The sequence below is a fragment of the Gilliamella sp. ESL0232 genome (assembly GCF_013346885.1).
GTDB classification, from domain to species: domain Bacteria; phylum Pseudomonadota; class Gammaproteobacteria; order Enterobacterales; family Orbaceae; genus Gilliamella; species Gilliamella bombi.
On sequence record NZ_JAAEDW010000002.1, the window covers coordinates 1 to 21,453 of the forward strand.

The following is a 21,453-nucleotide window of genomic DNA, read 5'->3' on the forward strand; positions in this document are numbered from 1 at the left end:
CGTTAAATATCAAATAGATACGATAAATTAGAAAGGAATTATGCCAGTATGGTATCACTGGCATTTATGTTAATGTGGCTGCCAATGTATTGTTGAGTAATTTATGTACAGCAAAGATCAACAGCCCTAACCTCTTGTTGCTTTTTACAGCTTACGATAGTAATAAAGACAATAATATAAATGATCGTATGAAAAAGAAGACGCTGATGAGTGATTTTAAATTATGGGGCTGGGATAAAAAACACATACCATACTCCAGTGTATCAAGGCAAAATACTGATCCTCTCAAAAATATTAGAGATTACCCTTCTTTATTATTTTATTGTTTTGGTAATAGTATTGTTCATATTGTTCAAGCGATATCCAGCCGTTGGCTGCCGAAGACGAATACAATTATGATATATTTGAATATATTCAAATAGTGCTTTATTAGACAACTTCCTCGTTTTATAGTAACAACCATGAATAATAGGGATTTTAGTGTATGAAAAAAACTTCCAACAACCGTATTATCCCAAACCTATTTACGGCACAAGGCTCATTAAACGGCACAATGGAAAATCTAAGAAATGCTTAAGAACTTATATAAATCATAGTGTTTAATGGTGGCCCCTACTGGACTTGAACCAGTGACCAATCGATTATGAGTCGAACCAAACAACTAATTGATTTTAATATTTAAATAATTTCTACGTATTAATAAATCTCATAATAGAGGGATAGATATTGTTAACAAATAATAAATAAATTAAAAATTTTGTCAACATTAATAATCACCAATTATTGTATAATTACTAATGTATTACTACTAGTATTCTATATCAATTACATTGAATACTAGTAGTAAACCATTATTGAATAATTTTCATAATCAATAAACAATTATTTATATAATTAACCATTATTTTAATTGATTAAAATGCTCATCTAAACAAGATCTTAATTGATCATGATCTGTTACTATATATTCTAATGTTGTTGATAACGATGAATGCCCTAATAGCTCCTTTACTAATGTTACATTTCGATCGGGTTGTTTCATCAGATTTGTTGCTAATGTATGTCTGAACCTATGTGGGCTGACTTTAACATTGCAAACTTTTGATAATCGCTGAAAAAACGCATCTATTCGATCAAAATTCATTTCTTTGTAAAAATCACATTTACCATTTTTAAAATGATAAATATTAAATAGCTGCATGTTCGGTTTTTTATTTAACATTTTTAATTGTTTCTTTAATTCAACAATATCTTGAAAAACATCGTCAATTAGTGGGATTTCTCGTTCGTTATGAGTTTTCGAGCCCTCTTCTCTTAAAAAAAGTTTTTTATCTTTATCATTAATATCACAAATACGAATATGCAACAATTGATTACGTCGAATACCTGTATATTGCAAAATTTTAATCAGTGTTATCCAAAATTGGGCTGGATAACAAAAATCTCTTGGTGATTCTTTTAGCTGTTTTTCTTTAAGAAAACTTAAACAAATATCAATATCTGCTTGTGATATAGTCTTTTTGGCTTTCTTCCCTGGTTTTATTAACATCTTATCAAATGGATTTTTTTTTGAATAACTAAGCCTTGTTCTATACCAAATCCCATTAACGCTTTAAAATGACGACAATAACTATTCCATGTTACATGTTTACATTGTCTGACTTCCAAAATATGGCTTCTAAAGTTTGATACTGTTTTATGGTTAATTGAGTTAATATTTGTAAAATCACTATTAAAAAATCGAGTAAATGCTTCAATATACCTTCTATAATTATAGATAGTTTGTTTACGCAATTGTTTAAATTCTAGATATACTATGAGCAATTCCTGCCAAGACATTTTTTCTTTTGTTATTTCCATAAATACTCCTGATTCTCATTTTCTCACTAATTGTTTTTGTAAATATTAACATCATGAATTAATGTTAGATGTGGATTATCAGGGAAATTATTCTCAATAGCAAATAATGGTTTGTTATCAATTAAATAACCTTTGATAAAAGTATGGCTCTTTCTTTTTCCCGAAATGAAGCATTTCCAGATGTTAAATCCTTCATCACTAAATTTGGTATGAATTTTTAAATTTTGGAATTCACGTTGTAATTGTTTCCAGTTGCTATCATCATCATTACCATTTATATATAAACTGTATTTTCTAAAAATTTTGGGAGTTACCATGAATATTTTACTGTCAACAGTATGAATGCACGCATTTTGGTTATTAACTGGTAATTTTTTACCAATAATTTGACTTCTAACCCATTTAAAAAATGGGTGATTATAGATATCATCATTATCTAATGTGTTAGAAATACACTCATTTGAAATAGAAATATTATTATTTTTTAAATCATTTTCTTTTATTTGACGATCCGCTTTGGAATTGTCACAATCATCATGATTATCAGCCATATCTGTTTCAGATATCTCAGTATTTGTTTTTTCATTAGAAAATAGGTTTAATATTATATCTTGCATTCTAGAAGCTTTGTCATCTACAGACTCAGATGCAATGTTTAATTTAGACTCTTCTTTAACCTCCTCCGTTGAAATATTATCAGGTATGGAGTTAAGATTATCTGCTTCTGTTGCTTCTGTTAACAGTGGAGTGATTGAACCCTTGAATGGTTCTGGAGCATTAGTAATATTATGAAAAGCCACATTGGCAGGTATACGGATAAGTGTTAGTTTTTCAGCAACCCAACCACTATCAGATTCAATTTTACACGGCCAAATAGTTTTATCTTCATTTGCTATTGCTATCCCGTGCTCTTTTAGTATATTAAATATTTTTGCATTATCAGTAGGTATATCAGTTATACCGTTTTGCAGCAAATTAGCTTTCATTTTATCGGTAAATGATTTGCTAATAACCCAAACATCTTTTCCATCAAACCAACCATCACAGGCTTTTGGGCCATTCAACACTAATTCTGATTCAATTAAATACCTTATCGAAACAATCATTTTACTCATTAGTGATACTGGTTTACTTAGTATTTTTGTCGGATCTCCACCTAGATTATTCGATACAGAAAACATATCTGCTTTTTGTATAATTTCGGATAATACGCCAGCTTTTTCAGTATGGCCTGAACATAAACTTAAAAAAGATTTAAACAATTCAGGGAATTGTGATAACCAAATGATACTTTCATCTGGTAAAATTCGTTTAATCATCAATGCTGCAGCACTCGGATGAAGAGAGTAATCCCTATCTTTTTTATAATTAAACCGATACGGTAAATCTAAATTGCTTTTCCACGGATACCAAATTTTGCCATCGTTCATTTCAACATGAACATCTACAACAACTTTACCTATGTCATGTAACAATGCACCGTATACAACTGCCGCACTCCAAGCCTGAGCTTGCCTTGGAATATCTTCTGCGTTAGCTCCAAGTAAGTAAGATTGCCTCAACTTCAATGCATAATTTGCCACCTCAAGTCCGTGATCAATCATACCACCTGTATACGAATGATGGTGTGCCTCCGAAGCGGGCAGTAATTGCACTATTTCAACATAATTATTGATAACATCCATATATAATTTATTAAACCGCTGTTGATCAATTGATACTCGTTGCCAAATTAGTGAGATCAGCTTTTTTCGAGAAGGTGTATCAAGCAATTCTGTTGCCGATTTTGGAATATACCAGTCTTCCAATGATGATGAATTCTCATGAGTACTGATACTCTCTTGTTTATTTTTAACAATTAACTTTTTTAAGAAATGAAGCATAATCAATACAATTTTTAAATACCTGTATATTTATCAATATAAACTTGATGAACCATATTTAATATAGAAAAATAAATATTCATATTGCGAATTTTTACTTAATTAGTATAATTAGTTCGTTTCCGCTACTTTTAGTAGCAAACAACGAGAAGATGATCGTTAATTCTCAGACGTTGCCAATAAAATGGGACGTTCCTTTTTTAAGGTGATCACATCCCAACAGCCAACAAACTCACTACTTTCGTAGGTTGGTAACATCTATTGGATGTTGAGTTCTTATAAACTTACTTTTTACTCACCCATAGGGGAATTTTATCCCTATTGGGCATAAATTCTCCTTTTTATTGACTTAATTTTGGAGAATATTATGACTAACTTAACTAATAACACAGTAACTAAACAATTTTTTGATTTACATACAACTGGAATTGGCTATTTAAACCGAATCCGTGAAGTTAAAGTCAAAAATGGTAAACCTTATTTATCATGTACAATCGCTGCACTAAGGGGAAATTGCAAAAACGCCGAATATACCTACATTAACTGTAACGTTACTGGTGAAAAAGCAAAAAGCTTAGTTGAAAAATGCATTGAAGCAAATAAAGCCAACAAAAAAATCTTAATCAGTTTTTGCGTCGGTGATATCTATGCTGAAACATTTACATACAGCACTGGAGTTAAAAAAGGAGACGTTGGAATCAATTTAAAAGCTCGATTACTAAAAATCTCCAGCCTTAAAATTGATGGTGAACTTAAATATTCGGATAAAATCGAACATTTAGAAAATCAAAGTGAACCTCATGACGAAGAACTCAATAATGTTGCGTAACAATTAACAACTCAAAAAAAGCAAGGAAACTTGCTTTTTTAATTGTTAAATCAGTTGCTTCAACTCTCCATTTGTGATGAAATTCCTCACAGGAAAAGGCTTATATGATAAAAAGTTTTGAACATAAAGAACTGGAACTTTTTTTGAAACTGGTTCAACTAGAGGTATTGGAGCATTTATGGAAATGTTTAACCCTTCACATCCAGGTGAAATTTTATTAGACGAAATTTTACCTAATACATTAAATATGACTATTACTGATTTTGCTAAACATCTAGGTTTTTCACGTGAAACAATATCAAAAGTGTTACATGGTAAAGCCCCTATTTCACCAACCCTAGCTTGGCGATTAGAACTAGCTGGAATTAGCACTGCAAGAATGTGGTTATCATTACAATCCCAGTATGATTTATGGCAAATTAAACACAAATCAAACCAACCAGAAATAATTCGTTTAGTTCCGTGCATTGACGAAGATGAGGATATTCTTAGAATTGCCGAAGATAGACTCAGAAATCCAGGTAAAATTATTGAGGTGAATGTGGATGACCTTTAAAGTCGTGTTCGATGAAAAGGCATTTAAAGAATGGAATAAATTAGATCGGAGTATACAGCTTCAATTTAAAAAAAAGTTAAAAAAACTTCAGATTAACCCCTATATTGAATCAGCTAAGTTAAGTGGTTCACTGTCTGGGTGTTTCAAAATAAAATTGAGGTCATCTGGATTCAGAATGGTCTATAAAGTTATTGATGAGCTTATTATTATCAAAGTGTTAGCGATAGGTAAGCGAGAATCTTTAAATGTTTACAACGATGCAAAGCAGCGCATTAATTAAATCGTTATACTAATTTTTCCGCTACTTTTAGTAGCAAACAACGAGAAGATGATCGTTAATTCTCAGACATAGCCAGTAAAATGGTATGTTCCTTTTAATTAAGGTGATCACATCCCAACAGCCAACAAACTCACTACTTTCGTAGGTTGGTAACATCTGTTTGATGTTGAGTTCTTATAAACTTATCTTTTACTCACCCATAGGGGAATTTTATCCCTATTGGGCATAAATTCTCCTTTTTATTGACTTAATTTTGGAGAATTATCATGACAATTAATTACATTAAAGACTTATTTACAAGTAATTATGGATTTAAACTAGAGATCAATTTCACTGACAATAATCAGGTCGAAATTATCACTTCTGAGCGTAGTTTCAATTCAATTATTGAGGCTGAAAATGAAATTACTCACTTTCTTGGTGATATTTGGATGGATGGTGAAATTAATAATCGTCCGTGTGAAGTTAAACGTGCATCAATAGTAGACAATTCTACCCAGAACATAGTAATTAGCGGCTTAGTAAATGTAGTATTAGTTCATTGGCAGTTAAACCCAACAACTAATTTCATCGAATATCTGAAACGCAAATTACCTATTGTTCGTAATATTGAAATAGCTAAACTCATTGATCTAACTCGTTATGAATTAGCTTTATAAAAACTCTACACATTCCATTAGGAGAATACTCCTAATGGAGTGTTCTCCATCAATTAAACTATAGGAGAACACTTATGTATATTGAAAATAAACTTGATAATGATACTAGTAAACGACTCTATCTTAGAGATGACATTATAAAGATTGATGACGATATATTATCTAATATTAAACGATATGATTTGATTAATTCATTCTCTGATGGAGAAGGCGTTGAATTTAATCTCTATCTATCAAAAATGGAAGATTGGTTGATGAAACAATGGCAATGTAATAATTTAAATGATTTCAATCATAAAATTGCTAGCCGTTTCAATTCATCTTATAAAGAAATTTTATCATCAGGAGATTATACACAATGTTTTTTGATTTGCTTTTTGGAGCATTTAAAAGAATTAGGTCATAATGCCTATTTTGATTTGTATTCTGAAGCTGTATTAAGTATTGATGGTGAAATTATTGATAATATCTGTCTCTTAATTAGTTAAAACATTCACAATAAAAAGCAAGGAAACTTGCTTTTTTTACAACAATGATGTAATACATACTAAGAAATAAATTATAATTCTTTGTTTTTCGACTAAGGAAAAAATAAATGAGGCATTTAATAATTTATCCAGACATTAAAGCAAGGGCAATCAAGAACCCGTCTGAAGAGGATTATTTACGTTATGAAAATACTGATCATGGTCTACTTGATGATGATACATTTGGAGAGTTAACTAAACGAAAAATTCAAGAGTTATTCAAGACTCAAAGCTATGTTGAACAAGTTGGAAATGAAATCTGGCGAGTTAAACCAGATGGTTCTCGAGAACTCGTAAAAAGGATTTTTAAAATTGAATGTAATTAACAATACTAATGAAACTAAACTGAATGATCTAACATTTCTTATTATTTGAAATAAGTAAGCAAACTAAAATATATCTAATTGGATTACAGGATATATGATAAAATCACTTAAGATAGAAGTATCAGCTAGAACTTAAATTAATCGTCCAATTTATTGAACAATATGTAGTTTATTATTAATACGATCATAAACTATATTTTTCGTAATAAAGTTTATATGCGAATGAATAAAATCTTATTACGAAAAATATAGAAGATACAAATGGTTTAGTTTTTATATCTAATTCATCTCCTCTCGGCCATTTCTCAAAAAACATATATGGGATAAAATAGTTGGATAATATTAAGGAGAAATTGATGAGCAAAAAACATACATACATAAGTCTTTTTTCATCTGCCGGAGTCGGATGTTATGGGTTTAAATTAAATAATTATGAATGTATTGCAACTAATGAATTAATTGAAAGAAGAATTAATATTCAAAAAATTAATAAAAAGTGTCGTTTTGATTCTGGATATATTAATGGTGATATTAAACAAGATGAAATCAAACAACGTATTTATCTAGAAATTCAGCGTTGGCAAAAGTTAGGTTATCATCGTGTTGATGTCGTCATTGCAACACCTCCTTGTCAAGGTATGAGTGTTGCTAATCATAAGAAAAAAGAAAATGAAATTGAGCGAAATAGCCTTGTAGTTGAAAGTGTAAATATAATAAAAAATATTCGTCCATATTTTTTTATTTTAGAAAATGTTCAGGCATTTTGGAAAACAGGTTGTACAAATAATCAAGGAGAATTGGTTGCTATTGGCGATTTAATCTTAGCTGAATTGGCAACGGATTATAAAATTGAACATCGAATTATCAATTTTAAGAATTATGGTTCAAATTCATCTCGCACAAGAACTTTAGTAATTGGAGTGGATAAAAATTTATCACATTCCCCTAGCCAATTTTTTCCTGATGAACGTGATGAAGTTACTCTTAAGAAAGTAATTGGCAACATGAAATCACTTGATTGGGGAGAATATGATAATAATGATTTTTATCATAGTTTTCGTGTTTACCCTGAACATATGCGAGCTTGGATAACTGATATTAAGCAAGGGCAAAGTGCTTTTGATAACGTTGAATTAAATAAACGTCCTCATAAAATTGTAAATGGTGAAATAGTGCTTAACAAATCCAAAAATGGGGATAAATACACTCGCCAACTTTATGATAAAGTCGCTCCGTGTATTCATACTAGAAATGATCAACTAGCAAGCCAAAATACTGTACATCCAATAGATGATCGTGTCTTTTCTATTCGTGAATTAATGAAATTAATGACTATCCCTGATCAATTTAAATGGGTCGATATATCATTAGAAACATTGAATAATTTATCTTTAGCAGAAAAACAAAAAATTTCTAAGAAAAATGAGATGAATATTCGTCAAAGCATTGGGGAAGCTGTACCAACAGCAATATTTAAAACGGTTGCGGAAAAAATTAAGCAAGTAATTTGATATGACAGAGAAAGAAATATTACAACTGATCGAAAGACATGAACTTAATGATGAAAACTGTTTATCTAATTACCTTTTATCACAACTTAAAAATAACACTATAGATACTACGGTACTTTCTCGTATTATTGAATTAAGTAATAGTGAAAGAGAAAATCATTCTGCTTATTATACAAACCCTTTTATTATTCAAGAAATCATTAATTATTTACCTGATTTTTTGGAAAAATCACAACTACATATTTGTGAACCATCAGTAGGTGCAGGTAATTTCTTACCTTTCTTATTTGAGAAATATAAGCATATCCCAAAAGTGAAATTCACGTTAATCGATATTAACCCCAAAACTTTAGAATGGGTAAAATTAATTTATAATCAACAAAGATTACCCGAAAATATTGAATTAGAATTTATTTGTAATGATTTTATGTTATATCAACCAGAGAGAAAGTTTGATTTAATAATTGGTAATCCGCCTTTTACAAAGCTAAAAAGAACAGACCTTAGTTTATTTGATATAGAAAACTATAGCCAAAATGTCAAAAATCTCTCGGCCTTTTTCCTTGAAAAATCGTTACAATGTGCAGACGTTATTTCTTTAATTATGCCTAAAAATTTACTTAATACTCCTGAATATAAGGAAACGAGAGAAAAGCTAACAAATAATAAGATCCAATCTATTTTGGATTTTGGTGAATTAGGTTTTAAAGGTGTATTGGTAGAAACAATCAATATAATTTGTAATTTGAAAGAAAATAATCAAAGAAATATTGATGTATGTTCTTTACCTAAAAAACTAAAATTAATCCAAAAAGCAAATTATATTTTTGATTCTGCTTTACCTTATTGGGTTATATATCGGGATCAAGATTTTGATAAGGTGTTTAAAAAGTTAAAATTTAACCAGTTTACTGTTTTCAGAGATCGTCAAATTACAAATGAAAATTTGTCATTAGTAAAAAAACATTCAGAACAAGTTAGAGTATTAAAATCTAGAAATATTAGTGATTTAGGTGATAAAATTATAGATATAGAAAATTATGATGCTTATATTGAGCAAACAAAATTAATGAAATTATCCGTTGCTAAATATTTTGATCGTGAAGATGTTTATTTAACACCAAATATGACATATAAGCCTAGGTTAATGCGAAAACAAAAAGGCTACATTATGAATGGTTCAGTTGCAGTATTAATACCTAAATTTTCATATCATCTATCAGATGATGAATTAAAATATTATGCAAGTTCTGAATTTAGACATTTTTATCAAATAGCAAGGAATTATCAGACAAGATCGTTAAATATTGATGCTAATAGCGTTTTTTGGTTTGGTTTAAAAAATAGGGAGATAAAATGAGTAATGACTTTATTCAAAATTTCTTATCAAAATATGATTACGATGTGAAACTATCAGGTAATGCGCGTTGGATTGATCAAAAATGCACTTATGATGTTGTGCAAATTATTGCTGACTGTATTCTAGAATATACACAATCAAGCACATCAACCTCTTTTACAGTTAAAGACATTTGGGATAGTAAATATGCTCAGGAAAATGTGCAAACGATATTTTCAAAACCAGATCCTAGCCAAAAATCACGCAATGAATATGATAAGTATTTTGGACAACCTATTAAGTTACTCGCTTATAGTCGAATTTTAATTGAAACTAAAGTTAGTACTAGGTACTTATATCGAATTAATAACCTTGAATTATTACAACATATTGCTTTACGTCCATTAAATACACTGAATTTCCTTACTCATTATATCGAAAAAGTATTAAAAGACAGTGGATTGGCTACTAGTTTTAATGATTTTCTTAAAGTCCAAAATAAAGAGAGTTATCAACAATTAAAAGATACGTTTACATCATTTACGATTGACAACACACCGATTAACGGTAGTATAGAGTGTGGACGAATTTTTACAAAAATTATCAATCCATTAGCATTCAAATATAAAAAGCGGGGAACAGAAAGAGGACATATATCTAAAAACCTAATTACACTGCAAGATCTCACTTATAATCGCTTAAATTGGCGAGATCAACTATCTGGAAAGTCGAAACAAATTTCACGTCAAGAACACCAATCACTAGAACAACAACAATCAAAAAATTACCACGAATATTTGGTACAGAAAGCTAAAAAAGATGTGCGTAAATTTAACGATCTATATCGAAACGGAAAATCTGAAGTGTATCAATTAGGTGAAGATATTTTAGCAAGCCAGATTCATCATATTTTCACAAAGTCTGATTTTCCTGAAATTGCAGATTACCTTGAAAATTTAATTGCTATAACACCAAATCAACATTTTGGCATGGCACACCCTGAAAATAAGACCGCTTATATTGATAAAAATTTTCAGTACATCTGTTTAATTGCTAAATGTTCATCTATTATGGAAAATTTAACTCATTCAAAGGGCATAAAAATCTATGATTTCGAAGATTATCGTTTTGTATTAAACGTTGGCTTTAAAACCGATAAATTTAATTATATTCCCCCATTAGATTTTGCATCTATAATTAAACAAATTGATTTTTTCTGTAGTGATTATTTAGGAGGTGCATATTCAGCTCTTGTGGAAAGTAATTATCCAGTAATATAAAAACTAGAAAATATTTCCCATTAAACTATACAAAAATGGGGAACATGTTGTTGATGAATTTATAATAACAAAAACTGACACATAACGTGCCAGCTTTTACTTTATATCACTTATTTTTATACGGCAATTAGCTGTTTTGCTAAAGCCACTTCAATGGATTCATCATCAGAATTAAGTATATCTAATCCCGATTCAGGCATATCCCCTGAAGTACTTTGTGAAACCGCTATTTTTTTTGCCATTAATTTTAAACAGCTTGTTTGTGCTGAATTTTCATAGCCCAAATAAATCACTTTTACATCATTTTTCTGGCCAATTCTGAACGAACGTTTTGCTGCTTGTTGCAATGTGTAAACATTAAAACCAGTTTGCAAGAAAATAATGGTCGGAAAATCGAGTAAATCAAGACCTGTTTTAACAAGTTCTGGATTTGTTATGACAATATCATAATCTTTATCCACTTTGTCTAAGATCCAATCCTCCCTCTTTTCTGGCGACACATTTGATTTTAATATAGCTGTTTTTAAACCAGCTTGTTCTAAAATAAGCTTAAGCCGTCCAGTTATGTCTCGAGTACCAGTATAAGTTGCATATACTAATACTTTACGACCATCTGTTTTTTCAGCTAAACAATGTTCAACTAAAGATTGCTCTTTTGGCGAACATTCAATAAAACTATCACCCTCATCACCACTAAATACAGATGGCACAAAAGCCAGCTTATCTCGTGTTCTTGGATGAGTGACTGTTTCTGCTCTAAAACAGCAGTCAGGCCATGCAAGTAAGGTATTGAGTACAACACCAAGTAATGTTGTATCTCTTTTCACTAATGCACTTCTCAACTCACTCTTAAGTTTATTCGATAAATCATCGTAATAACTTCTTTGCTCATATGACATTGGAATATCAATATACTCTTCAGTATAATTCGGGAGAATATTATCACCAATATCTTTAAGCTTTAGAAATACTGTATACGGTAATACATATCGTAAAATACCCTTTGGTCCAAAACCTGGAGCTTTTTGTGTTCGATGAGAAATCTGATTACCTTTGGCTGTTTTATGACTATTTCCATGCCTTTCCGTATATAGGTCTTTAATGATTCCATGATCTCGCATAAACTCCATTGCTGCGGTACCAAGTGAACCTCTGCTATTCGGTTTATAACCGTCTTCAATCATCTTAGACGTTAATACACGAAAAAGTAAAAAAAATAGGTCATCTGCATATCCTCCCATAAGAGTACCAGTTAAAAGTAAAATCTTTTTAACTTGGCTAGCAAGCACACCCATCGCCTGCCCTTGTGCAGAGCCTTGATTTTTATACTCATGACCTTCATCAACAATCAATAAATCAAAAAATCCTTGTGGTAAATATCTTTTGATAAATTCGGTAGCTTGATAAGCACCTTCGCCAAAACCAAATTCAAGTTTAGCTAAAGCTTTTTCCATTCTTATTGCTTGTCTGTCAGTGAAAATAAACTCACCATTTTCATTCATAAGATTAACAAAATCTGATGCATTATCCGCAAGCAGATCAGATAGAAAATCGTCACCAAATTTATTAATTAGAGATTCAGCTTTCACTGGCCCAATTGTCGGAATTTGACACATCGATTTTTTAACTCTGTCTCTAAAACTAGAATTCGAGTTATTTAATGGTCTAATCAAAGTCCATAAAGCACTGCCGCAATTCACACAAGTTGTTCGATGTTCTTTCAAAACAAAATCGCTAAAAAGAATTAACTCCCCCTCGTCATCACGACAAAAATTATAACAGTCGGGACAAGCAGCACAGTCTTTTTTTATGTATTTTGTTTTAACTTCCCCACGTTCATGAATATTTTGCTTTTGGTAAATAGGTTTTGATTTCAGTGCATGTTTCCAGTGGTATCCCATCCGCATTCGAACACGTCCTAAAACGTAAAATTCAGGCACATTAGATGTAATACCTAACTTAAGCTCTTGCCTCAATTTTAATAGCTTCACAAGTGTATCTGAGCCATTTAAAACCCATACTCTTGCACTTGGTATCGTTTCTAAAATTTCTCGTCGCCATTTATATACAAGATGAGGTGGCGAAATTATCAGATTACGTCGATACTGGGCTTCATAGTGAAGTACTGCTGCCACAGCAATTGCCATCATTGTCTTTCCTGTTCCCATTTCAGCATTGATAATCGCTGCAGGTTCATTCTGATCTAATAACAATTTTGTAACAGCCTGTACAACATTAGCTTGTTCACTAAATGGTTTACGTTTTAACTGTTCCATAATTGATTGTCGTTCAAATGACATATCATCCTGAAGGTAAACTGGAGGATTAGATGCATTCAAACTATCCAATAATGAATCTTTAAATTCATTAATAAAACTATTTAAATCAATTTGTGTATTTAATGTTACTTGTTCCATTTTTAATCCTTAAATAAAAAGGGATACAAGCTCCACAAGGGATTGTATCCCTTATGGGTTAATGTTTAAATTAATATAGATTTAATATTCATTTGGCAGCATCAACGTAGTGATAAAACCTCGCTCACCATGCCATTCGGTAATAATCCATAGTTTTATATCATCAGAAAGCTTATAACTTGCAAATAAGCGGTCATTTTTTTGTCCTTGCTTTAACACTTGATCATTTAATTTTTTATCACTATCGTCCATATCATCTCCCCAATCGCCATTTCTATAACGACTAAGAGCGCTTGAAACAGCAAGTGCCATATTAAAATCACGATCAGCTAAGCACTTAATCCCTTCTGTGGAATAAATCAATCCAGTTACAACTGAGCAGGATTGATTATCTTCAACATGTGTACCATTTTCATCCAATTCATCAACTTCGTTAATTTGACTAGAAATCACCAATAACGAACCAAATGTTTCAGAATTTGGAGTGAAATCAAATGCCTTAATTGAAGGAACAAATTTATCAGTCAAAATTGTTTTTGATTCAATAATAAATCCATTATCATCCAACGTATTTTCAACATTTTTTGACTTTGATTTATAAGTATCACCTTTAATAATATAGGTTTTACCTGTGTTAGACTTTACAATACCATTGATTTCACCAGCAGCTAGTGCTAACGATAAATGCCAGTCTGACATCTTACACAACGGTTTGCGTTTGCGTTCACAACATTTTTTGAAAAAAAGATTAAAGTCATTCCATAATCCACCTATATTTTTAACTTCCTGACCTAACTCTTCATCGGTAAATGATAATTTATAGAAAGACTTAATTTCACTTTCTGGCTCAGGAATTTGATACATCGGCTTATTTGTAACAGCTATCTCATCAGGAACAATTTCTCCTTCAAAAATAGCTTCAAATTTTGCCTTCATATCATTTTTTTCCTGAAGTGCTATATCATTTTGTCGAACCTTTCTTCCTAAAATAACAATCTGCTTGAATTGTTTATCACAAGCTGTAAATATTGAAATATCAGTGAACTGACTTGCAATCCAATTTGAAAGCATCTCATCAAGCTGAGTAAACGGAATTATTAATACTAAAATACCGTTATACTGAAGCGACGGGATCGTAAAACGATAGAATATTTTCTCTAGTCGTTTGTAGTCTTTCTGATAATTTGTAATTGCTCCATTATGTTCACTAGTTAAATCTCCATATGGTGGATTTAAGAATAATAAACCAAAGGAATTAGGTGAAATAACGGTATCAAATAAGTCACTTCTTAACAAAACATCACAATATTTTTGGGCTAGTTCTGCTCGATGTCGATTGTATTCAATACCATATAGTTTTGCTTTATGACTAAGTGAATACGCAATATTACTTGCTGCTCGAGCTTCACCAACACAAGGATCTAAAACTCGAATAGCAGTATCAGTTCTTACAAAATGGCTAATAATTGCATTTGTTGTAGCATCATCCGTTGGATAATAGCCATTTTTAGCAAAATTATGCGCCACTCTCGGCGATATAAGTGCAACCATAAATACTCCCTATGATTATGATAAAGTTAAAATACCATCACGAATTTTTTGGCTCATGATTTGAGTTAATATTGTGTCGTTTACAATGATTGTTGTTGCATCAATATCACCAACAATTGCTTTATGTTCTTTAATCATTCCTTGTTGTTTAGCAATCGACACAATTTCGTCAGCCCAATGTTCTAAAATGGGTACAGATGAAAGTGTTTTAATTGCATCAAAGTAACGATTATGTCTAGTGGAAACATCTTCTATCTTATAAATAGAGATCATTGAATTTGAATCACGGTTTGGCTCAATAATGCGTTTATCAAAAATAAAAGCATGAATCAACGAACCAAATAACGTTTTAGTTACTTTCAATGTGCGCTTTGCATAATACTTTCCTTCAGCTAAAAACACTCGATGATGATTTAACTTAATATCCGTTAAACCATGTGTAGTTGTTTCGCCAATCGTAAGTTTTGCAAAGAGTTCCTGCATTGCGGTATCTTTCCCCCATACTGATAAAAAAATCAGTTCGGAGTCATTATTCGCAATACAACAATCACATTTCAAATCTGGAATATCTTGTAATGTAAGAATGTTACTCATTAAAGTTTCTCCTTAAATCAATATAAGGAGAAACGATCTCTAGGAAGACCTGTTTCTCCCCAGAGATAGATAAGTTAAGTTAAAATTGTTCTGGCAATTTATTCCAACATTGGCTTTTATAGTCAAAATGGTAACCAAGTTCGATTAAACGTTTTTTCTGGGAACGTATTTTTAAGCGATCCTCCGTTGAATCTAGTTTAACTTGATCACCTATCGGCCATAAAATACCAAACAGTTCAGCATCACCTGAACCTGAGGTAGCCATAGTTTCTTCATGTTGATGTTCAGTATTAACTTTCTGAACTTCAGATGACTCAGTCTGACAAATAGGGTCTTCTGATACATGTATTTTTTCCGAATCTGCTTCATCTAATTTGGATGAATTAACCAGATCCATATCTTCAATATACGCACAACATTCAATAACAACACGATTGCCATAACTATATGAAGAAGATTTGATTTGTTTAATCACAAACGACCCTTCATATTTTCCAGCTTCATACTGATCCAATAATTTATTATCTTTTAAAGAAAATTCACCAATGGATGTAAAAAGCTTGGCGACATTGAAATTGCCATATTTACCCGTTCTTGTTGTAATGACTAATTCACCAGGTATTGAAATCATATTAATGCTCCAGTATAAAAAGTAAAAATAAAAACCAACTACTTTATGCGTAATAAAGTAAGCTGGTTTAAATGAAATAGGAAAACTATTTTTGTAGTTGATGATAATTTCTAACTTGAGTTCGCCATTCGTGATTTACTTCAAAATTAGCTAATTCAAGGTAATTAAGTGGACATGAATAATAAGGAGGAAAAGATAATTCACAATAATATGAATAGCTCCAAGCCTCGTCAATTTGTCTGATCAAATTACATTTTATGTAACGGTATTTACCTGCCAGTAAAATGTTTCGATAATCGTTTATGACATTAAATTCAATTAATGACCATAATATGGTTACTCCATGAATATAGTCATTACAAACATGAAATTGCAATGTTTTTTCTTCATAATGTTCACTATAAACAGGAGCAATTAATGAATTAATTAACTCAGATTTAGTATGAATATTATGCTCTGAATACCATCTCATAATAATAAACCTCCTCAAACAAAATCAGGAGATATCACTCAAGAGGAGTGAAAATCCCCCTCCTGGTTGACACATTAAAATTAAGACTTATGTAAGTATTCTTGAATGATTGAACTTAATGATACATCATCAGGTATAGTTGCTTCACAATTGATTAAAGCAAGGAAATATTCTGTCGAAAGAAGTATGTATTCGTTAGTTAACATGGATATTCTCCTAATTAAAAGTTGAATAAAAAAGGAGAATACTTTCCACAGGAGAAAATATTCCCCTATGGGTAAAAGATAAAAACAATTAATTACTTATTAAAATAATTTTCTTGTTTTATTTTGGATCTCATTTTTTTCTAATGAGGCATGAGTTAGTTCTCGTTGTTGCACCAATGCTGGAAGTAAGTCATTGTATTCCTCAATTCTTAGCATTCGAATATCTTTCAATGAAGGTGTAAACCAACTAAACTTTTGTCCCAATTGTTGAACGGCTAAAACACAAGTTACTGCATTAATACTACTATTACCAAAATACACAGATCCTTGCTTCCATTCAAAACCAAGCTTTTTTAACTCATCTCTAACTTCTTTATAAGCATTAGTATATGCACCAGGATAATAGTGCTCTAACCTGCTAGTATCGAAGTCAAAAGTAATTGCATAAGACATTGAGTATTCCTCAATATGTGAATGTGATAGTCTATAAAAACTCAACATCAAACAGATGTTACCAACCTGCAAAAACAGTGAGTTTGTTGGCTGTTAGTGTGTGATCACCTTAATTAAAAGGAACATACCATTTTACTGGCTATGTCTGAGAATTAACGATCATCTTCTCGTTGTTTGTTACTAAAAAAGTAACTAAAACTAGTTTCATTATAATGCAAATGATTCACTAAATTCAATATTAAATTTAAAATCAACAACTAGTTATGCTATGCCCTTTTTATTTTTAGCCTTTTCAGCCTTTTCAAGGTAGGGCCATTCCCATTATGGCCCATTACCATTAATAACCTTTACCTTTTTTCCTTACCCTTTTACCCTTTGTTTTTGCCATTTAAGTATTTAGCATTGACACAAAGCAAAATATATTTTATATATAAAGGCTAAATTTTAATCAGAGGCATAAAAATGGAAAATAAAGATAAGTCAACACAATCTGACACAAACCATAAAATGCTGTTTAATAGCGACGGATTTGAATTATTTATAAAAATTTTATCAGTTTCTGTAACATTTATATTGTTTATATTCAAAGGCATACTCTACGTATTACCATGCTTTTTGGAAACACCATCAGAAGAAGAAAGAAGAGAAGAAGAAGAAAGAATAAAAAATGAAATATCGTATTACGATGATGACGGTCATGCTTACACAAGCGATGGCGATAGAATGTGGTGATAAAAGAAAAGGTTATTATAAATAATAAGCTAATATGTCATTTATATTAGCTTATTCTTATTTAACATTTTAACTATTTCTTTCCTTTTGTTGCAGCTTTCATTGCAATGTCTTTTCCTTGTTTAGCCTTATTCATTCCATTTTTTCCTACCTGTTGCATTTTACTTGAATTTTTATTCATAAAACTCTCTAGTCCTGAACTAACTTTAAACCCAGCCCACGACAAACTTGCAAGTAAAATCAAAGGAAACCCAATAAATACAAATGACGTAATAATATCAACTAACGATTTATTAATATTCCACCGATCGGACATAAAATGAATAGCATTATTTTCATACATAATATTAATCAGTCTAGAATCTAGAAAACGTGCCAGTTCCCAGACAAATGTTAAAAATATCAATGAAAACAGGACAAATGTTAGCGTGATTATCGTCTTCGGTTCAAATCCCCCAATTAAAATAATGATAGGTAATAAAATAATAATAGACATTATTAATATCGATTGAACCATGGGTGCTGCTTGTCGCAACGCATCAATTTCAATAAAGTTCGACATAGAAGAAAAAAATGCCCCGACTGACGCAATTGAACTGCCAACTTGCTCAGATATCGATGGATCCCTATTTTCGTAGTCAACAAACAGATAATCTGAGCTCTGTAACATTTTTTTGGGATTTAAAACTGAACGTAAAACAATTTCATTCAGCTCTTCTTTACTGTTTGTCAACCATTCCCAAAACGAAAATTTATTAATGTTTGGATTTAAATTACCTGTTTTTGATTTTTCATTAGACTCGATCTTAATCTGCTGATTAATATCAGCAATCAGTGCTTTTTTTAAGCCATTTTTACTGTCACTCCACCACGCTTTACATGAAGGATAGCCAGTATTACCTTCTCCTGGTGTTAATCCAACATCTCGTTGTTCATCATATGGCCAGCGATGTTGCGGAGTTTGAGCTCTAAACGAATCATAATATCCTGGTGTATTTAAATAGTATGACGATCCTGGCCATGTCACATCACTAATTAAATCATCAGGTAATTTAGACAACTCAGTACTTAATTTGTTAAACGAAGGATTGAAACAAAATGAATAAAATTCATTAGCTTCTTTTTTCAAAATTGGATCTTTTACTGCTAGCTCTGAAATTGTTGTACGAATCTCTCGTAAATCCGTATTACACGGTAATGTCGTAACTACAGATTGCGTGAAGCCTGAAGATAACGAATGAACAAAATACCACCAAATAGGAACATAAATTTGTTGTCCATTAAATAAAATACTATTTTTTTTAAATGATGACGATTCTGGAGATATTTCAGCGTATGAACATTCCATTTTCTGTCGAGTAATTTTTCCGTTATCGATAGCTGCTGAAAATCCGCTGTGCTCATAGTGTAATACACGAATATCAAGAGGGATTGACGGATAACATGCAAAGAAAATGACAACCATGCTAATATAAATGTACGTTTCCAATCTAGTCAGAATAACGTTTGCATGCTTACCTTTTAATTCTCCATCCTCCATAACATTTATCGTGATGCTAAGCATTTTGAATATAAAAGGGACAATAAAAAGACCAGAAGATGATATAATGCTCCATATTCCGTTATTTACCAACCATGCTAGTGACAATGTCACATAATCAAAAAAACTCATTGCAGACATATATCATTACCCCATTTTAATAAATAGCATCACTTCATTAAAACAAATTAAAGCAACACATAACATGCTAATTCTAAAAACTAATCTGTTGTAATATATCTTTTTTTCAGTTGTTACTACTTTTGTCTTTATCATTTTTTTTAGTTTTAATAAAAGAAAACCAGTAAAACAATAAATACACAAACGCATTACAAGAAAAAAAAAGTAATAGCTACTCAAAAATACATTAATAGAAGCAATTTTACGTTCTGTTAATGAAAAAACAGATAATATGCAACAAATTAATCCAAGTAAAAAAATAAGAGAAATTGCAAGTTTAATAATTTTTTTCTTATTCATATTTAACTCGCTATTTATTTGCGTCAAAAGATTCATGATTATCGATATGCAAAATAGCGCCTTGCTGTCTTTGCTGCTTTCGTTCTTGTATGACAGATAAAGTATTGCCTGCAATGGATTTACGCATATCGTACTCTAATTTAATTTGATTCAGCTCCATATCCAGTTCACCTATCTGGTCCAAAATTGTAGACTGTACTGGTTCATTTTTAGCAACATTTGGCTCTTTACGGCCTGCCAACATGATACGTCGCGCCATCATCGCTTCTTCAATAGTCCTAGACAACGCCATTTCACTCGCTAAACGTTTCACTAGTACAACACGCTCATTATCTTCTCTCAATGTTTCAATGACACTTCGAGTGACACTTACAGAGCTACCTTCTAGTGCCTCTAATTCCGCTTTGCTAATAGGCTTTGTACCATTTACTAAATCAACCAACTTTTTATAATAAAATTCGTAGTATTCTTCGGTTTTAGGGCTTAAACCAGTTCCTGGCTTACCTGTATCATTGCCGTTTTGATTTTCACTATCAGTTACCATGGTGCGCTCACCAACCACATCAGTTAGCCACACTTGTGCCTCACTAGGTTTATTCCATGTTTTATAAACCCCCCCTTTATTTTTTGCATCACCAACGGGAGTTGTATCCGTAACGTTTCGATTTATTAATGAGTTATAGCCAGCTAAAGCAACATCACTGGTTATCTTAATCGGATCTTGTCCTTTCCCTCCCCTTTTCACTCCCCCAACCCATGAAATACCGTTTTTCCCTGCATCACTATCAATTTGTTTATCAGCTCGAATAGCATCAACTTTCTTTCCATTTAACATCTCGGCCATATTTTCGGCTTTAGCTACTTGAACCAAACTTGCAGAATCTGTGTAATCAGCCATTTTTCCAGCAAGTTGCTTACAGCTTGTCTTAATGTCTGAATAATCTAATTTTGCTTGTAACACACCATTTGTTAACAAATCGTACAGTTGAGGATTAGCTCGTTGTATAACTAGGGCTGGTAAACTTGCAACTGCGCCTTTGGCGTTGTTAACAACTTCACTCATAATATTGTTAAACCCCTCTGTTACACCATTTAGTTGATTAGAGATTGTTGAGCTAATATCAAAATTACCGCACATCATAGAGTTCCATTTGCCCGTATTCATAATGGATTTGGGTTTATCAAATGTATATGTAGATCCTTTTACCGAACCACCGCCGATACGATAATAAAGACTATCAGATATCCCGCCAGTTGAATTAGCATAACTATAGGAGCTAATTGTCAATAATAATGCTGTTATAGTCATTGTTGTTTTCTTTGCCAT

Annotated in this window: 21 protein-coding genes, 1 tRNA gene and 3 pseudogenes; 11 read left to right on the top strand and 14 right to left on the bottom strand. The window is 31.4% G+C overall.

The window, feature by feature from the left end:
- Window positions 1-6: 6 nt before the first annotated feature.
- A pseudogene (locus tag GYW75_RS02750) lies at window positions 7-96 on the top strand (IS5/IS1182 family transposase); the annotation flags it as partial.
- Window positions 75-422: a hypothetical protein gene (locus GYW75_RS12435; protein WP_238786400.1), complete on the top strand. Its 348-nt coding sequence runs from the start codon at window positions 75-77 to the stop codon at window positions 420-422. The pseudogene GYW75_RS02750 and the gene GYW75_RS12435, both read left to right, overlap by 22 nt.
- A 9-nt stretch (window positions 423-431) precedes the next feature.
- Here GYW75_RS12435 and GYW75_RS12690 read toward each other — a convergent pair.
- The 5 genes and pseudogenes from GYW75_RS12690 to mobH all read right to left on the bottom strand — a co-directional run.
- Window positions 432-476, bottom strand: a pseudogene (locus tag GYW75_RS12690) (hypothetical protein); the annotation flags it as partial.
- A gap of 127 nt (window positions 477-603) precedes the next feature.
- A tRNA-Met gene (locus GYW75_RS02760) sits at window positions 604-672 on the bottom strand.
- Window positions 673-901: 229 nt separating this feature from the next.
- Entirely contained in the window at window positions 902-1,549 is a 648-nt protein-coding gene (locus tag GYW75_RS02765; protein ID WP_174798342.1) for a site-specific integrase, read from the bottom strand.
- Entirely contained in the window at window positions 1,543-1,860 is a 318-nt protein-coding gene (locus GYW75_RS02770; RefSeq protein ID WP_174798343.1) for a phage integrase SAM-like domain-containing protein, read from the bottom strand. Before GYW75_RS02770 ends, GYW75_RS02765 begins: the two co-directional genes overlap by 7 nt.
- 26 nt (window positions 1,861-1,886) lie before the next feature.
- On the bottom strand, window positions 1,887-3,743 hold the full coding sequence (gene mobH / locus GYW75_RS02775) for a MobH family relaxase (RefSeq protein ID WP_174798344.1): 1,857 nt from the start codon (window positions 3,741-3,743) through the stop codon (window positions 1,887-1,889).
- A gap of 367 nt (window positions 3,744-4,110) precedes the next feature.
- On the opposite strand from mobH, the gene GYW75_RS02780 reads away from it, so the two are divergent.
- The 8 genes and pseudogenes from GYW75_RS02780 (at window position 4,111) to GYW75_RS02815 (ending at window position 11,050) form a co-directional block, all read left to right on the top strand.
- Complete coding sequence (locus GYW75_RS02780; protein WP_174798345.1) at window positions 4,111-4,572, top strand: STY4534 family ICE replication protein; 462 nt, start codon at window positions 4,111-4,113, stop codon at window positions 4,570-4,572.
- Between the two features lie 178 nt (window positions 4,573-4,750).
- Entirely contained in the window at window positions 4,751-5,128 is a 378-nt protein-coding gene (locus tag GYW75_RS02785) for a HigA family addiction module antitoxin (protein WP_174798346.1), read from the top strand.
- Window positions 5,118-5,408 carry a type II toxin-antitoxin system RelE family toxin gene (locus tag GYW75_RS02790; protein ID WP_065583136.1) on the top strand — a complete coding sequence of 97 codons (291 nt, stop codon included), beginning with the start codon at window positions 5,118-5,120 and terminating at the stop codon, window positions 5,406-5,408. Before GYW75_RS02785 ends, GYW75_RS02790 begins: the two co-directional genes overlap by 11 nt.
- Window positions 5,409-5,674: 266 nt before the next feature.
- Complete coding sequence (locus GYW75_RS02795; RefSeq protein WP_174798347.1) at window positions 5,675-6,067, top strand: hypothetical protein; 393 nt, start codon at window positions 5,675-5,677, stop codon at window positions 6,065-6,067.
- 74 nt (window positions 6,068-6,141) lie between these two features.
- Entirely contained in the window at window positions 6,142-6,555 is a 414-nt protein-coding gene (locus GYW75_RS02800; protein ID WP_174798348.1) for a hypothetical protein, read from the top strand.
- A 107-nt stretch (window positions 6,556-6,662) separates the two neighbouring features.
- Window positions 6,663-6,920 (top strand): hypothetical protein, encoded by a 258-nt coding sequence (locus GYW75_RS02805; protein ID WP_174798349.1) that lies wholly within the window; start codon window positions 6,663-6,665, stop codon window positions 6,918-6,920.
- Between the two features lie 356 nt (window positions 6,921-7,276).
- A pseudogene (locus GYW75_RS12695) lies at window positions 7,277-9,791 on the top strand (DNA cytosine methyltransferase).
- A complete protein-coding gene (locus tag GYW75_RS02815) occupies window positions 9,788-11,050 on the top strand; it encodes a restriction endonuclease (protein ID WP_065637651.1) in 1,263 nt (420 codons plus the stop codon). The pseudogene GYW75_RS12695 and the gene GYW75_RS02815 overlap by 4 nt, the downstream one beginning before the upstream one ends.
- A gap of 116 nt (window positions 11,051-11,166) precedes the next feature.
- On the opposite strand, the gene GYW75_RS02820 is transcribed toward GYW75_RS02815, so the two are convergent.
- The 6 genes from GYW75_RS02820 to GYW75_RS02845 form a co-directional block, all read right to left on the bottom strand.
- Entirely contained in the window at window positions 11,167-13,467 is a 2,301-nt protein-coding gene (locus GYW75_RS02820) for an SNF2-related protein (RefSeq protein WP_174798350.1), read from the bottom strand.
- An 81-nt stretch (window positions 13,468-13,548) separates the two neighbouring features.
- Entirely contained in the window at window positions 13,549-15,018 is a 1,470-nt protein-coding gene (locus GYW75_RS02825) for a DUF6094 domain-containing protein (protein WP_174798351.1), read from the bottom strand.
- Between the two features lie 15 nt (window positions 15,019-15,033).
- On the bottom strand, window positions 15,034-15,612 hold the full coding sequence (locus GYW75_RS02830; protein ID WP_174798352.1) for a hypothetical protein: 579 nt from the start codon (window positions 15,610-15,612) through the stop codon (window positions 15,034-15,036).
- A 79-nt stretch (window positions 15,613-15,691) separates the two neighbouring features.
- A complete protein-coding gene (locus tag GYW75_RS02835; RefSeq protein ID WP_160430877.1) occupies window positions 15,692-16,243 on the bottom strand; it encodes a DUF3275 family protein in 552 nt (183 codons plus the stop codon).
- Between the two features lie 85 nt (window positions 16,244-16,328).
- The gene (locus tag GYW75_RS02840; RefSeq protein ID WP_174798353.1) at window positions 16,329-16,715 is read right to left on the bottom strand and encodes a hypothetical protein; all 387 of its coding nucleotides are present in this window, start codon (window positions 16,713-16,715) and stop codon (window positions 16,329-16,331) included.
- A gap of 305 nt (window positions 16,716-17,020) precedes the next feature.
- Window positions 17,021-17,374, bottom strand: coding sequence for a hypothetical protein (locus GYW75_RS02845; RefSeq protein WP_065590133.1), 354 nt, complete (start codon window positions 17,372-17,374; stop codon window positions 17,021-17,023).
- A gap of 462 nt (window positions 17,375-17,836) precedes the next feature.
- Between GYW75_RS02845 and GYW75_RS02850 the strand changes: the two genes are divergently transcribed.
- A complete protein-coding gene (locus GYW75_RS02850; protein WP_174798354.1) occupies window positions 17,837-18,106 on the top strand; it encodes a hypothetical protein in 270 nt (89 codons plus the stop codon).
- Window positions 18,107-18,179: 73 nt separating this feature from the next.
- Here GYW75_RS02850 and GYW75_RS02855 read toward each other — a convergent pair whose 3' ends face one another.
- Genes GYW75_RS02855 through GYW75_RS02860 form a run of 3 tightly spaced genes read right to left on the bottom strand, consistent with a single transcriptional unit; the run spans window position 18,180 to window position 21,453 of the window.
- A complete protein-coding gene (locus tag GYW75_RS02855; RefSeq protein ID WP_174798355.1) occupies window positions 18,180-19,787 on the bottom strand; it encodes a conjugal transfer protein TraG N-terminal domain-containing protein in 1,608 nt (535 codons plus the stop codon).
- Window positions 19,788-19,793: 6 nt separating this feature from the next.
- Window positions 19,794-20,126, bottom strand: a complete 333-nt coding sequence (locus tag GYW75_RS12440; RefSeq protein WP_238786391.1) for a hypothetical protein — start codon at window positions 20,124-20,126, stop codon at window positions 19,794-19,796.
- Window positions 20,127-20,136: 10 nt separating this feature from the next.
- A complete protein-coding gene (locus tag GYW75_RS02860; protein WP_174798356.1) occupies window positions 20,137-21,453 on the bottom strand; it encodes an integrating conjugative element protein in 1,317 nt (438 codons plus the stop codon).

Excerpts from the sequence above, each read along its gene's own strand:
- GYW75_RS02765 (WP_174798342.1), bottom strand. The coding sequence starts at position 1,549 with ATGTTAATAAAACCAGGGAAGAAAGCCAAAAAGACTATATCACAAGCA.
- GYW75_RS02770 (WP_174798343.1), bottom strand. The coding sequence starts at position 1,860 with ATGGAAATAACAAAAGAAAAAATGTCTTGGCAGGAATTGCTCATAGTA.
- mobH (WP_174798344.1), bottom strand. The coding sequence starts at position 3,743 with ATGCTTCATTTCTTAAAAAAGTTAATTGTTAAAAATAAACAAGAGAGT.
- GYW75_RS02780 (WP_174798345.1), top strand. The coding sequence starts at position 4,111 with ATGACTAACTTAACTAATAACACAGTAACTAAACAATTTTTTGATTTA.
- GYW75_RS02785 (WP_174798346.1), top strand. The coding sequence starts at position 4,751 with ATGGAAATGTTTAACCCTTCACATCCAGGTGAAATTTTATTAGACGAA.
- GYW75_RS02790 (WP_065583136.1), top strand. The coding sequence starts at position 5,118 with ATGACCTTTAAAGTCGTGTTCGATGAAAAGGCATTTAAAGAATGGAAT.
- GYW75_RS02795 (WP_174798347.1), top strand. The coding sequence starts at position 5,675 with ATGACAATTAATTACATTAAAGACTTATTTACAAGTAATTATGGATTT.
- GYW75_RS02800 (WP_174798348.1), top strand. The coding sequence starts at position 6,142 with ATGTATATTGAAAATAAACTTGATAATGATACTAGTAAACGACTCTAT.
- GYW75_RS02805 (WP_174798349.1), top strand. The coding sequence starts at position 6,663 with ATGAGGCATTTAATAATTTATCCAGACATTAAAGCAAGGGCAATCAAG.
- GYW75_RS02815 (WP_065637651.1), top strand. The coding sequence starts at position 9,788 with ATGAGTAATGACTTTATTCAAAATTTCTTATCAAAATATGATTACGAT.
- GYW75_RS02820 (WP_174798350.1), bottom strand. The coding sequence starts at position 13,467 with ATGGAACAAGTAACATTAAATACACAAATTGATTTAAATAGTTTTATT.
- GYW75_RS02825 (WP_174798351.1), bottom strand. The coding sequence starts at position 15,018 with ATGGTTGCACTTATATCGCCGAGAGTGGCGCATAATTTTGCTAAAAAT.
- GYW75_RS02830 (WP_174798352.1), bottom strand. The coding sequence starts at position 15,612 with ATGAGTAACATTCTTACATTACAAGATATTCCAGATTTGAAATGTGAT.
- GYW75_RS02835 (WP_160430877.1), bottom strand. The coding sequence starts at position 16,243 with ATGATTTCAATACCTGGTGAATTAGTCATTACAACAAGAACGGGTAAA.
- GYW75_RS02840 (WP_174798353.1), bottom strand. The coding sequence starts at position 16,715 with ATGAGATGGTATTCAGAGCATAATATTCATACTAAATCTGAGTTAATT.
- GYW75_RS02845 (WP_065590133.1), bottom strand. The coding sequence starts at position 17,374 with ATGTCTTATGCAATTACTTTTGACTTCGATACTAGCAGGTTAGAGCAC.
- GYW75_RS02850 (WP_174798354.1), top strand. The coding sequence starts at position 17,837 with ATGGAAAATAAAGATAAGTCAACACAATCTGACACAAACCATAAAATG.
- GYW75_RS02855 (WP_174798355.1), bottom strand. The coding sequence starts at position 19,787 with ATGTCTGCAATGAGTTTTTTTGATTATGTGACATTGTCACTAGCATGG.
- GYW75_RS12440 (WP_238786391.1), bottom strand. The coding sequence starts at position 20,126 with ATGAATAAGAAAAAAATTATTAAACTTGCAATTTCTCTTATTTTTTTA.
- GYW75_RS02860 (WP_174798356.1), bottom strand. The coding sequence starts at position 21,453 with ATGGCAAAGAAAACAACAATGACTATAACAGCATTATTATTGACAATT.